General features: G+C 70.2%; 11 protein-coding genes. 7 read left to right on the forward strand and 4 right to left on the reverse strand.

The window, feature by feature from the left end:
• Positions 1-21: 21 nt before the first annotated feature.
• Positions 22-1077: a ribosome small subunit-dependent GTPase A gene (gene rsgA, locus BMY69_RS02840; protein WP_090175265.1), complete on the forward strand. Its 1056-nt coding sequence runs from the start codon at positions 22-24 to the stop codon at positions 1075-1077.
• Between the two features lie 99 nt (positions 1078-1176).
• The gene (locus BMY69_RS02845; RefSeq protein WP_090175266.1) at positions 1177-3369 is read left to right on the forward strand and encodes an autotransporter outer membrane beta-barrel domain-containing protein; all 2193 of its coding nucleotides are present in this window, start codon (positions 1177-1179) and stop codon (positions 3367-3369) included.
• A gap of 11 nt (positions 3370-3380) precedes the next feature.
• Here the strand turns inward: BMY69_RS02845 and BMY69_RS02850 are convergent, their stop codons facing one another.
• Genes BMY69_RS02850 through BMY69_RS02865 form a run of 4 tightly spaced genes read right to left on the reverse strand, consistent with a single transcriptional unit; the run spans position 3381 to position 7960 of the window.
• Positions 3381-4397: a Csu type fimbrial protein gene (locus BMY69_RS02850; protein WP_090175267.1), complete on the reverse strand. Its 1017-nt coding sequence runs from the start codon at positions 4395-4397 to the stop codon at positions 3381-3383.
• Positions 4394-6697, reverse strand: coding sequence for a fimbria/pilus outer membrane usher protein (locus BMY69_RS02855; protein ID WP_177191055.1), 2304 nt, complete (start codon positions 6695-6697; stop codon positions 4394-4396). The genes BMY69_RS02850 and BMY69_RS02855 overlap by 4 nt, the downstream gene beginning before the upstream one ends.
• Position 6698: 1 nt before the next feature.
• The gene (locus BMY69_RS02860) at positions 6699-7397 is read right to left on the reverse strand and encodes a fimbrial biogenesis chaperone (RefSeq protein ID WP_143070372.1); all 699 of its coding nucleotides are present in this window, start codon (positions 7395-7397) and stop codon (positions 6699-6701) included.
• Positions 7398-7450: 53 nt separating this feature from the next.
• Complete coding sequence (locus BMY69_RS02865; RefSeq protein WP_090056021.1) at positions 7451-7960, reverse strand: Csu type fimbrial protein; 510 nt, start codon at positions 7958-7960, stop codon at positions 7451-7453.
• Positions 7961-8221: 261 nt separating this feature from the next.
• Between BMY69_RS02865 and BMY69_RS02870 the strand changes: the two genes are divergently transcribed.
• The 5 genes from BMY69_RS02870 to BMY69_RS02890 are packed head-to-tail and all read left to right on the forward strand — an operon-like array spanning position 8222 to position 12255.
• The gene (locus tag BMY69_RS02870; protein WP_255364440.1) at positions 8222-8599 is read left to right on the forward strand and encodes a hypothetical protein; all 378 of its coding nucleotides are present in this window, start codon (positions 8222-8224) and stop codon (positions 8597-8599) included.
• Complete coding sequence (locus BMY69_RS02875; RefSeq protein ID WP_090056024.1) at positions 8596-8790, forward strand: helix-turn-helix transcriptional regulator; 195 nt, start codon at positions 8596-8598, stop codon at positions 8788-8790. Before BMY69_RS02870 ends, BMY69_RS02875 begins: the two co-directional genes overlap by 4 nt.
• A 5-nt stretch (positions 8791-8795) precedes the next feature.
• The gene (locus tag BMY69_RS02880; protein ID WP_090175594.1) at positions 8796-10352 is read left to right on the forward strand and encodes an alpha/beta fold hydrolase; all 1557 of its coding nucleotides are present in this window, start codon (positions 8796-8798) and stop codon (positions 10350-10352) included.
• A complete protein-coding gene (locus BMY69_RS02885; RefSeq protein WP_090175271.1) occupies positions 10349-11083 on the forward strand; it encodes an ABC transporter ATP-binding protein in 735 nt (244 codons plus the stop codon). The genes BMY69_RS02880 and BMY69_RS02885 overlap by 4 nt, the downstream gene beginning before the upstream one ends.
• A complete protein-coding gene (locus BMY69_RS02890) occupies positions 11080-12255 on the forward strand; it encodes an ABC transporter permease (protein ID WP_090056034.1) in 1176 nt (391 codons plus the stop codon). The genes BMY69_RS02885 and BMY69_RS02890 overlap by 4 nt, the downstream gene beginning before the upstream one ends.
• Positions 12256-12304 lie beyond the last annotated feature (49 nt).

The following is a 12304-nucleotide window of genomic DNA, read 5'->3' on the forward strand; positions in this document are numbered from 1 at the left end:
GGAGCGGGCATAATCGCGCCCATGACCGACACCCCGGACCTGGCGCGCCTGCGCCGTATCGGCTGGCGCGACCCCGCGCTGCCGGACGATCCACGCCGCCTCGCGCGCGTGGTGGCGCAGCATCGTGCCGGTTACGAGGTGCACGACGGCTCGGTCGCGTTCAACGCGCAGCCCGCCGGCGTCTTCCTCAAGCGCGGCCTCGATCCTTCGCTACGGCCGGCCGTCGGCGACTTCGTGCTGCTCGACCACGCGAGCCATCCGGTCATCGAGGCGATCCTGCCGCGCCGCTCCGTGCTCACCCGCGCGGCGGCCGGCGAGCGCTACGAGCGGCAGATCATCGCCACGAACATCGACCATGTACTGGTGCTCACCGGTCTGGACGGCGATTTCAATCCCTCGCGCATCGAGCGCTACCTCACGCTGGTGGAAGGCTCCGGCGCCCATCCCGTCGTGCTGCTCGGCAAGGCCGATACCGGCGTCGACGTGCAGGCGGCGCTCGACGCGCTGGTGGCGCGCCTGCCCGCCGACGCCGCGGTGCACGCGATCAACGCGAAGGATTCGTCCACCGTCGCGCTGCTCGCGCCTTACCTCGGCCCGGGCATGAGCGCCGTGCTGGTGGGCTCGTCCGGCGCGGGCAAGTCCACGCTCACGAACACGCTGCTCGGCGAAGAACGCATGGCGACCGGCGCCGTCCGTTCCCACGACAGCCGGGGCCGGCACACCACGACGCACCGCGCGCTGCTCAGTCTGCCGACCGGTGGCTGCCTGATCGACACGCCCGGCATGCGCGAGCTGAAGCTCACGGGGGAGGAGAACCTCGACCTCTTCGCGGACATCGAAGCGCTCGCCGCGCAATGCCGGTTCGCGGACTGCAGCCACGGCAACGAACCGGGCTGCGCGATCCAGGCCGCGCTCTCGTCGGGCGAGCTGTCGCCGCAGCGCTGGCGCAATTTCCTGAAGCTGCACGACGAGCGCGAAGAGCAGGCGGCCACGCTCGAAGCGCGGCTCAAGCGCAAGGCGGGACCGAAGCATGGCGCGAAACCGCGCCGTGGCGATTGGTCGCGCGATCCCGACTGACGCGAGCGCCACCTACGCGCATCGCGCCGGTGGCCGACATACGCCACGAAGTCCCACGACTAACGTGCTCCGCTTCTATCGCGAAGCAGGGAGTCGTTCATGGCCATTCGTTCGCGCGGACGCAACCTACTCGCGCTCGCCATCCTGTGTGGCATCGCGCCGCCCGCGCAAGCGGCGCAGTTCACGCGCGGCGTCGTGGTCGAACGCGGGCACGCGGAGCAGTTCCTGCCCGGCGACCTGATCGCGGTCGCCGATCCGGGGAGCATCGCGTTGCGCATCGGAGCACGCGCCACCGTAGACGGCGAGGGCCTTTCGATCCGCCACGGCGGGACCGGTGACGCGACGCGTCGCTCCCACGGCATCGTCGCCCTCGACGGTGCCGAGCTCGCGCTAAGCAACAGCAGCGTCTCGATGCGGGCGCCATGGTCGACCGGCCTGCAGGTGCAACGCGATGCGAGCGCGTGGCTCGACACCGTGCGCATCGATATCGGCGCGGATCACGGCACCGCGCTCGCGCTCAGCGGTGGATCCGCGCGCCTGGATCGTAGCGTGCTCGATGCCGGGCGCGGCCACGCGATCGACACCCGGTTCCCGAACGGTGGCACCGCCACCGTGACGATGCGCGACAGCGCCGCGCACGGACACATCGAGACCGGCGACGTGGGACTCGTGCTTCGCGCCGTCGACAGCACGCTGGTCGGCGACATGATCCGGAGCGGCGCGGGCATGCTCGACGTGTCGCTGAGCGGAAGCACCTGGCGCGGCGCGGCGCACGGTCCCACCTCGTTCGCGCTCGAGCGAGGCACATGGACGATGACTGCGGACAGCGGCATCGGCGACATCCGCGTGGGCCGCGATGGGCGCGTCGCGCTCGCACGCACGGGCACCTTCGGCACGCTGCGCGCGGGCACCTGGCATGCGGAACCCGGCGCTGCGCTCGTCCTGCGTACACGTCTCGATGCCGGCGGCACGCTGGCACGCCAGGGTACCGACCGCCTGCTCGTCGCGGGCGACGTGGATGGCACGACCGCGGTCGAGGTCGCGCACACGGGTGGAGCTGGCGCGAACACGGCCAATCCACGGAGGCCCAACGGCGCGAGTGACGGCATCAGCATCGTGCAGGTCGGCGGGCATGCCACGGCCGATGCGTTCCGGCTCGCGGGCGATCACGTCGCCGTCGGCCCGTGGCGATACCATCTGCACGCATACGCTCCCGACGTATCCGATCCATCGCAACGCCTCGTGGCCGGCGAAGGCGGGTTCTGGGATTTCCGGCTGCAAAGCACCCGCGTCGATCGCCACGGGAGGATGCCGGGACAGGACGCATTGCGCGGCGGCGCTCCCGATCGCGCGGCTCTGATGGCCCAGGTGCCGGCCTACCTCGTGCACGATCACGCGCTGATGGGCTTCGGCCGCGCGGCGATGGACGCGTTGCAGGCGGACGATACCGACGAGGCGCGCGAGCCGGCGCTGCGCGCCCGGGCGTTCGGCGGCGACAGCCACTACCGGAGCAGCCTCGGATTCGTCGACTACGGCGTCGACTACGTAAGAACCGATCGTGGGTTGCAGCTCCTGATGGACACGCCTGTCACCAGTACGGAAGGCACCCTTCTACGGCTGGGGGGCGGGCTCCTCGCCGGAAAGTCGTCCGTGCGGACGGATACGGCCGAAGGGCGCGCGTCGGCAATCACCTCGGCCGCGGGACTCGCCCTGCTCACGCGCCTGTCCACCGACGGCGGCTGGCGCCTGGCCGGCGGACTCGTGGCGACGCGATACGTCACGACGGTCTCGGCGCCGGGGAGGGGCGAAACGCTGCCTGCGCGACGCGCGCACGGGCTGGACACCTCGCTGTCGCTCGCCTGGCGTTGGCAGCTGGGGACGCACGCGGTGCTGGAACCGGGTGCCGCATGGCTTTCGCAGTGGCTTTCGACGCACGGCGCCACCGATCGCGACGGCATCGTCGTCGCGCCGACGTCCGGGCGCCGCGCGGTATCGCGCATCGGCGCACGCGCGTCGATGCCGTTCGCCCCCGAGGGGCGGACGCTCTACGCATGGGAAACATATCTGGACGTGCGTTACGAGGCGACGTCCGATCGGGGCGAGAGCGCGACGCTCTCCGGTGAGCGCTTCGCCACGGGCCGCGCCGGCGCTGCCACCGTGGCGTCGCTCGGTCTGCGCGCCGAGCTGTGGTCGCGCACGAGCGTGTGGCTGGAGGCATCCCGTCGCACGCGATCCGGCCGTGCCGGCGAGGCGGGCCTGCGCGCGGCCGCCGGTGTCTCGGTGGTGTTCTGACAGCTCGACGGTCAGTACGTCACCGTGACGGTGACCGTATCGCTGTATCCGCCCGCCGCGGCGGCCGGCTGCACGGGGACGCGGCCGTAGACGGTGAGGGTCTGCTCCGACCCCGAGCCGGTACCTGTCGCGGTGTCACTGTTGATCGTGTTGCCCCAGCGCTGCGTGCGTTGGCTGTCGCGGTACAGCTCGTAGGCGACGAAGCCCGATCCGGAGGCCATGCGTCGCGTCGATCCCGAGGCGTTCTGGCCGTTGTCGAGCCCGACCTGGAACGGTGAGCGGTTCGTGCAGGTCATCCTCAGCAACGACGTCTGATCGGATGGCGTGCGAAGGAAGCCGGGCACGTTGCCGAAGTCGAGTGCCGTGGCGGTCGTGATGGTGCACGCCTTCGCCACGGAGGACGTCACGGTCGACGATGGCCCCGCGGCCGTGCCACCGCCGCCGCCGCCGGTCTGACACCCGGCGGGAAACGTGCCGAGGCTGAGCAGCGCCTCGTTGTACCGCCACGCGATACCGTTGGCCGTGGCGCCGCCCGCGAGCGTGGCGCTGTAATTGCCGGGTGAGAGCGACGGCTGTGGCGTCGGGATCCGCCCGTACACCGTCGCCGATCCGGTCTGCGTCTGCGGATTCGACAGGATGGTGAACTGCAACTGGAAGGGCAGCGGTGCATAGGTCGCGTTGCCGACGGGGCCGAGCACGCTGGTTCGCTGCGAGTCCTTGTAGATGTCGTAGCGCATGCGGTCGTTGCTGGCGTTGATCATCGTTCTCGGCGACACGGCACCCTGGTCGTCCGGTGCCATGCCGAGACATCCGGTGAGGTACACGCCGTAAAGGCCGCCGAGCAACCCGCCGGTATACGTGCAGCTATAGTTGATCGTCGCCACCGTGTCGACGGCGGAGCCTGTCGGCTGGACGGCCGGGAAGGCGAGCGTGGTGATGCTCGTGACGCTGCACGTGGTGACCGCCTGCGCACGCCCCGCCACGAACAGGGAGGCGACGCAGATCAGCACGATCGCGAGCCACTTCATGGCTCGCTCCGACAGGTGAGTGGGCCGATCTCGGGCAGGCCTCGCGCGCCCTTCGGATACGTCAGCTGCGCCCGGCAACGCGTGTGGTCGGGCAACTCGGCCTCGAGCGATGTGTCTCCCGGCAGGTCGTCGAGGTAGACGAGGCCGTCGTAGCCGACGAACGCCTCCTCGCCGGCTGGTGTGACGACACGCGCGCCGACGGGGAGCGGCTGCCCGCGACCGTCGACGAGAATGACCGACGCGGCGCGCACGCGCCGGATCGGGAAGCGCACGACGACGCCCGAGCGATCGGCGGGCGCGACGATGGTTTCCACGCGCGAGACGCGGTCGTCGGCGGGCAGGTCCAGCGGGTCGATGCCGAGGCGATTGTCCTGATAGGCGTTGAGGCGCGACACGAGCAACAGGCCACGCGCATCCGTGACGCCGGTGCGGCGGTTCTCCAGCAGCACGGGAATGTCCGCGGCGCCTTCCGTGGTGACCAGCGCGAACGCGTCGTCGATCCGGCGGGCGGCGAACGCATGCCCACCCATCAGCACGACCGCGCCGTTCGCGTCCGCGTAGCCGTAGGTCGACGCACCCATCGCGCTCGCGCCGATCGTGAGCTGCCCGCGATTGCCCAGCCAGCCCACTTCGCCGAGCCCGCCACCGTCGGCGCCGCCGCGGCCCTGCACGTGCCAGCCGAAGCCGCCGTCGCCGTCGATGGGGCGGCTGGCGTCGACGATCCCCGCCGTGTGCCCGCGGTCGCGCTGCACGGACGTGCTCCACGTCGTGCGCTGGTCGAGTGCCACGGTGACGCCGACGAAGATGCTGCGGTCCGCCGCGTCGTCGAGGTTCTGGTTGTAACTCGCGTTGAACGAGATGCCGCCGCCGAGCGTGCGCAGCAGGAAGAGGCCCGCGTAACGCGACGCCTCCTGGCCGGCGTAACGCAGGCGCACGAGGTTGGCGCCGAAGCTCGTGTCGCGGACGTTGAAACCGATCAACGCGCGATCGCTCACTCGTGGTGGCGGCGATCCGTATCCGGCCGCCACGTCGCGATAGCGTGCGTCGCCGCGCACGGTGTCGAACGACGCGTTCACGTAGCGGCCGTTCCAGGCGTAGCCCAGTCCGTACTGCGCGCCGCCACCGCGCGAGACGGCGTACGACCCATTGACCAGGTGCGCGCCGCCGGGATTCCAGATCGCGCCGGCGCCGGCGGTGCCGCGCCCGTCGCCGGCCTCGACGTGCGATTCGAGTGTCAGGCGGTCGTCGACGCCACGGCGCCATGTGCCGCTGACGACGGGCGCGCTGGCGTAATCGAACGAGTCGATGCCGTAGCCCTGGCGAACCTTGCCGAGTTCCACCGACCAGTCGTTCAGCCCCGCCCGCAGCAGCTGGCGCGCCGAATAGAACGGAAAGGTCACCGTGCTGCTGCGCCCGAGCGCGTCGGTGAGGACGACCTGCGCCTGGCCCGCCTGGTCGACCCCGGGCACGGCGGTGAGCTGGAAGGGGCCCGCAGGCACCCGGCCGCTGTATTGCCGCACGCCGTCGACGTACAGCTCCACGGCAGACGGCGCCGTCGCCTGTCCGAAGAACTGCGGCAGCGGTGTCGTGACCGTGTAGGGCTGCAGGGCGAAATCGCTGCCGTACGCGATGCCGCCGATGCGCGTCGCGCGTGTCCAGGAAAGGTAGCCGGTGAACGTGTCGCCGACCGTCAACGCCTGCGCGCGGTCGGGGAACGCGAGGCGCCACTGCGTGTCCAGGCGCACGGTACCGCCACGCCATCCGTCCTCGCGCGTTTGATAGCGACGGGTCAGCGACGTGTTGCTGAGCACGCCGAGGCCGTCGCTGAAGCCGCGCAGTTCGGCATAGCCGCTCACGTTGCCGAGGCCGTCGCCGTGCGCGGCGTACACGTCGTAGTTGAGCAGCAGGCCGGTGCCGCTGACCGCCTTCATGGCGCTGCGCTCCGGGCGGTTCAGCACGGTGGTGGGCAGCGACAGCCTCTCGGGCGGCACGTCGATCGTCACCTGCTGCCGTGCCACGTCGTAGCTGTAACGGAGGTCCGGGATCGACGCGAGGCACTGCTCGCGCTCGTCGGCGCCGCTGGCGAAGCCCAGGCCGCGCAGGTCCGCCGGCGTCGCGCAGAGCGTGCCGTCGCGGCGGACGAAATGGACGAGCCTGCCCGTGGCGCTTCCGTTGAGCACGACCTCCAGGTACAGGTCCTCGCCGACCGTGCGCACGCGCGGATCCACCGTCGGGGGCGGCGGCACGGCGAGTGCCTCGGTCGTCGTGGCGTGCGCGGCGCCCGCTTCGAACGCCAGCACGCTAGCGGCGGCCCGGGTCCACGACCAGGGTCGACTCCGCCGTCTCACCGTTGATCCTCGCGCGCAGGGCACCGCCGCCCGGTGGCGTCGCACCTGGCACGCGCCACTCCATCGTGGCGCCTGGCAGCGCGTAGCCGACAAGACCCGGCAGCAGCGACATCCGGTCCCCCTTCGCATCCTGCCGGACCACGTCCGCGATCTGCGCGTGGCCGGTGCCGGTGTTGCGCACGCGCAGTACCGAACCGCCGGGCGTGGCATCCCAGCTCGCCTGCAGCGTCGCCTTGACGGTCGGATCGCCGCGTGGCGCGAGGAACACCGGCACCGAATACCGCAGCACGAACTTCAGTCCCTCCGTGTCCTTTCCGTCGACCGGCAATTCGTCGACCAGCACGCGATAGGCCCCTTCGTTCCCGTCGCCCGGCGGGTCGATCTGACGGATGACACGCACCATCTGGCGGTCGCCGGGCGCGATCGTCACCATCGGCGGGCTGACGACCAGATCGCGCGACGCTTCCAGGTAATCCTTGCCGTCCGCCTGCGTCCAGCGGAACACGCGAACCTGCGCGTGGATCGCGTCGTTGCCCGTGTTCGTCAGCCACAGCGCGTCGGCGCGGGTGACGGCGGCGAAGCGCATGCCGATCGGCGACACCTGGAGACCGCTCGCACGGGTGGGGGGCGGCGACCCCGCGGCGGTGGCCATCGCGAGGGCCACCGCGATGGCTCTCGCAACGGGGGGCGAGCATCGACGCACCGTCAGTACGTGATGGTGGCGGTGATGACGTCGGTATACGCGCCGGCCGGGAAGTTCGTGCTCGGCACGCGTCCGTAGACGGGAATGTTCTGCACGGTACCCGTACCGCTACCGGCGAACACGTTGCCGCCCGTCCCCGTCGTGCTGCCCCAGATGTCGGCCGCGCCGCGCGACGGATTGCGGTAGAGCTGGTAGGGCACGAGCGCGGTGCCGTTGGTCATCGCGCGCGTCGTCGCGCTCGTCCCGTTCTGTCCGTTGTCGAGCGCGATCGTGTACGGCGCGCTGGGAGTGCAGTTCACGTTGAGCGCGCCCTGGTTGTCGACGTTCGTCGCCGTGGAGGGCTGGGTGCCGAAGTTCACGTCGGTCGGTGCGGTCGTGCTGATGTCGCACGCCGCCGTGATCGTGATCCGCACGTTGAACGTGGTCGTGGCGGTGGCGGCCCGCAGCTGTGGCGTGGCCACGGCGGCCGAGCCGAGCGCGGCGAAGACGAGGGGACGAACGAGGTGGCGCATGGCGATCTCCGAAGGTGGCGCACGCCGGAACACCGGCGTTGCGAGACGTGGTTCCTTCGGCTGCAAGAATCGGTGCGCGGGCGGTCGGCGCATGTGAAATTCCGGCCACGCTGCCGGATCGGCCTAGCGATGCCGAAAGTGCACAAGGCCGTGTCAAGGCTGCTTGACACGCCCCGCGAGAGCGCGCAGGATGATGTCAAGCGTGCTTGACATGCCTGACACCAAGGGGGCGGGACGATGCGAGCGGTGCACAAGCGGTACATGCGGGAGTTCGTCCCGGCGATGCTGGGTTACACGGTGCTGATCCTCGCTTCGACGATGTGGCTGAAGACCCTCGACGGCACACTGCCGCGCGCCGTGGTGACGCTGCTTCCGGTCGTTCCCGTCGGCTTCCTCATCCGGGCGATGGTGCGCGTCATTCGTGACCAGGACGAGTTCGAACGACGGGTCGATCTCGTATCCATCGCCATCGGCGGGAGCGTCGGCACCTTCGGCTTCTTCACCTACGGCATGCTGCTCAGCGCGGGAGTGCTTCCGTCACCGGCGGCCGAGACCGTCGCCATCTGGGTACTGCCGACGCTGCTGTTCTGCTTCGGCGTGGCGAAGTGCGCCGTCCTGCGGCACTACCGCGACCAATGATCAACCGCGTTCGCGAACTCCGCGGCGAGCTCGGCTGGTCGCAGGCGGACCTCGCCGAGCACCTCGACGTCTCGCGTCAGACCGTCAACGCGATCGAGACGGGCAAGTACGATCCGAGCCTGCCGCTGGCGTTCCGCATCGCGCGGCTGTTCGGCCTTCCCATCGAATCGATCTTCACTCCCGGGGAATGACCGCCATGAAGCGACCACCACGGATCGCCATCGTCGTCGCCATCCTGGCGGCCGTCCTCTCGGGACGCCAGTGGACGAAAGCGCATGGCGAGCCGTCCGCGAGCCCGTCCCCGCCCGCCGTCACGCGCCCCGCGCCACCGCGCGTGTGGCGCGTCGGGTCGGTCGAGCTGAAGCCGTGCGAGTTGCCGCAGGCGCATTCGGGGCTGTCGACCGCCGCGTGGTGCGCACCGTTCGACGTGCCCGAGGACCGTGCGAACCCGAAGGGACGCCACATCGCCTTGCAGCTCGCGCTCGTGCGCAGCAGCGCGCAGGTGCCGGCGAGCGACATCGTGGCATTCATCGCGGGCGGCCCCGGGCAGTCGGCCGCGGAAAGCTATCCCGCGATCGCCGCCGCGATGGCGCCCCTGCTGCAGCATCGCAACGTGCTGCTGCTCGACCAGCGCGGCACCGGTGGCTCGCACCCGCTCAGCTGCCGGGACGCCGGGCCGGGCGCGCCGGCCGGGGGGGACGAGGCGCATGGCTTCGACGCGGAAGCGGTGCGGAAGGAAACGCGGGCCTGCCTCGGTCAGCTGTCGAAGGACGCCGATGTCCGTTTCTACACGACGACCGACGCCGTCGCCGACCTGGAAGATGTGCGCCGCGCGCTGGGCTCGCCGAAGCTGGATCTGCTCGGGGTCTCGTACGGGACGCGCGTGGCGCAGCAATACGCGATGCGTCATCCGGACGGGCTGCGCACGCTGGTCCTCGACGGCATCGCGCCGAACGGCCTGGTGCTGGGCGAGGATTTCGCGGTGAACCTCGACGCGGCGCTGAAGGCGCAGTTCGCGCGTTGCCACGCCGACGAAGCCTGCCGCAAGCGCTTCAACGATCCTTACCAGACGCTCTACCAGCTACGCGACGCGCTGCGCGCGAACCCCCACAAGGTGACGTTCCGCGATCCGCAGGACTATTCCTCGGTGCAGCGCGTGCTCAGCGAGTTCTCGCTCGCGACGGTGGTGCGCATGTTCGCCTATTCGCCGGAAACCGCCGCGCTGCTCCCGTTGTCGATCGACGCGGCGGCGCACGGCGACGTCGGTCCGCTGCTCGGGCAGGCGAAGCTGCTCACCGGCGATCTCGGCGACACGATGGACGGCGGCATGCAGTACTCGGTCATCTGCACGGAGGACGCCGACCTTCTCCAGCCGCGGCCGCAGGACAAGGACACGATTCTTGGCGACACGCTCATCGAGGCCTTCCGCGCGGCCTGCTCGGTATGGCCGCACGGCGAGCGCCCGGCGAACTTCCACGCGCCGCTGAAGAGCGACGTGCCGGCCCTGCTGATGTCCGGCGAGTTCGATCCGGTGACCCCGCCCCGCTACGGGGACGACGTGGTGAAGGGACTGCCGAACGGCCGCCACCTCGTGCTGAAAGGGCAGGGCCACAACGTCGTGGCGCGAGGCTGCATGCCGCGCGTGCTCGAGCGATTCATCGACAAGGCCGACGCGAAGGGGCTGGACGTGAGCTGTCTGGACCGCCTGAGGCCCTTGCCCGTATTCGTCGGATTCAACGGAGCCACGCCATGATCGAGGTGAGGGATCTGCACAAGTCGTTCGGCGAGGTGCGCGCGGTCAACGGCGTGAGTTTCGTCGCCCGCGACGGAGAGATCACCGGCCTGCTCGGTCCCAACGGCGCAGGCAAGACCACGACGCTGCGCATGCTCTACACGCTGATGAAGCCGGACGCCGGCCAGGTGCTCGTCGACGGCGTGGACGCGGCGGTGGATGCGGATGCCGTGCGCCGCCAGCTGGGTGTCCTTCCCGACGCGCGCGGCCTGTACAAGCGCCTGACGGCTTCCGAGAACATCGATTACTTCGGCCGGCTCCACGGGCTGCCGCCGGCCCTGCTGCGCGACCGTCGCGAGGCGCTGATCGACGCGCTGGAGATGCGCGACATCGCGACGCGCCGGACGGAGGGCTTCTCGCAGGGGCAGCGCGTGAAGACCGCCATCGCACGCGCGCTCGTCCACGATCCGCGCAACGTGCTGCTGGACGAGCCGACCAACGGGCTGGACGTCATGGCGACGCGCGCGATGCGCCGCTTCATGCGGCAACTGAAGGACGAGGGGCGCTGCGTGCTCTTCTCCAGCCACATCATGCAGGAGGTCGCGGCGCTCTGCGATCGCATCGTCGTGATCGCGCACGGGCGCGTGGTCGCCGACGAGGCGCCGGCGATGCTGCTCGAACAGACGGGCGAGGCGACGCTCGAGGACGCCTTCGTGAAGATCATCGGCACGGACGAGGGGCTCGCGGCATGACGGCTTTCTCCACGGTCTACTGGAAGGAAGTGCGGGAGAACCTGCGCGACCGCCGCACGTTGATCAGCGCGCTCGTCACCGGTCCGCTGCTCGGCCCCGTGATGTTCATCATGCTGATGAACGTGATGGTCACCCGCGAACTGGCGAAGACGGACCGGCCACTGACCGTGCCGGTCATCGGCGCCGAACTCGCGCCAAACCTCGTCGCCGCGCTCAGGAGCGCGAGCATCGATGCCGGCCCGGCGATACCCGACCCCGAGAACGCGGTACGCGAGCAGCGCACCGACGTCGTGGTCCGGATCTCGCCGCGTTATCCCGAAGCCTGGGCGAAGGGACAGCCCGTGCAGGTGGAGCTCATCTACGATTCGTCGCGGCGCGACGCGTCGGCGCCGATCATGCGCGTGCGCGGCCTCGTCGAGAGCTACGGCCGGCGCGAAGGCGCGATGCGGCTGATCGCACGCGGCATGTCGCCGAACACGGCGTGGCCCGTGCAGGTCGCGGACCGCGACCAGGCGACGTCGCAGTCGCGTTCCGCGCTCATGTTCTCCTTCCTGCCGTACTTCTTCGTGCTCACCGTGTTCCTGGGCGGCATGTATCTCGCGATCGACCTCACCGCCGGCGAACGCGAACGGCAGTCGCTCGAGCCGCTGTTCGTCAATCCGGTACCGCGCTGGCAGATCCTGGCCGGGAAGCTCGGCGCGATCTGCACGTTCGCCCTGGTCAGCCTGTTGCTCAGCGTCGCGGCCTTCGCGACCGCGCCCTGGTTCATCCCGACGGAGAAGATCGGCATCGCGCTGGATCTGGGCTGGCGCTTCGGCTCGCAGGTCGTGTTGCTCATGCTTCCCATGATCCTGCTGCTCGCCGCGTTGCAGTCGCTGGTCTCCGCGTTCGCCAGGAGCTACCGCGAAGCGCAGACCTACCTCTCGGTGCTGATGATCATCCCCGTGCTGCCGAGCCTGCTGCTGTCGGTCGTCGCCATCCGCGCCGAGCCCTGGATGTACGCGGTGCCGCTGCTCGGACAGAACCTCGGCATCGTGCAGCTCCTGCGCGGCGACGGCATGACGGCGTGGGAGATCGGCCTGTGCATGGCCGGTGGCTTCACCGCGGCGATCCTGGCCATCTGGGCCACGGCGACGATGTACCGCTCCGAACGCCTCGCGATCTCGGGGTGACGCTTGCCGCCCGATGCCGTAGGAGCGCGCCCTGCGCGCGACATGTTTT

The organism is Luteibacter sp. UNC138MFCol5.1 (genome assembly GCF_900110505.1).
Lineage (GTDB): Bacteria > Pseudomonadota > Gammaproteobacteria > Xanthomonadales > Rhodanobacteraceae > Luteibacter.

Bases quoted from the DNA above. Each gene is read 5' to 3' on its own strand.
- BMY69_RS02885 (WP_090175271.1), top strand. From the start codon at position 10,349: ATGATCGAGGTGAGGGATCTGCACAAGTCGTTCGGCGAGGTGCGCGCG.
- BMY69_RS02850 (WP_090175267.1), bottom strand. From the start codon at position 4,397: ATGAAGTGGCTCGCGATCGTGCTGATCTGCGTCGCCTCCCTGTTCGTG.
- BMY69_RS02880 (WP_090175594.1), top strand. From the start codon at position 8,796: ATGAAGCGACCACCACGGATCGCCATCGTCGTCGCCATCCTGGCGGCC.
- rsgA (WP_090175265.1), top strand. From the start codon at position 22: ATGACCGACACCCCGGACCTGGCGCGCCTGCGCCGTATCGGCTGGCGC.
- BMY69_RS02860 (WP_143070372.1), bottom strand. From the start codon at position 7,397: ATGGCCACCGCCGCGGGGTCGCCGCCCCCCACCCGTGCGAGCGGTCTC.
- BMY69_RS02845 (WP_090175266.1), top strand. From the start codon at position 1,177: ATGGCCATTCGTTCGCGCGGACGCAACCTACTCGCGCTCGCCATCCTG.
- BMY69_RS02890 (WP_090056034.1), top strand. From the start codon at position 11,080: ATGACGGCTTTCTCCACGGTCTACTGGAAGGAAGTGCGGGAGAACCTG.
- BMY69_RS02875 (WP_090056024.1), top strand. From the start codon at position 8,596: ATGATCAACCGCGTTCGCGAACTCCGCGGCGAGCTCGGCTGGTCGCAG.
- BMY69_RS02865 (WP_090056021.1), bottom strand. From the start codon at position 7,960: ATGCGCCACCTCGTTCGTCCCCTCGTCTTCGCCGCGCTCGGCTCGGCC.
- BMY69_RS02870 (WP_255364440.1), top strand. From the start codon at position 8,222: ATGCGGGAGTTCGTCCCGGCGATGCTGGGTTACACGGTGCTGATCCTC.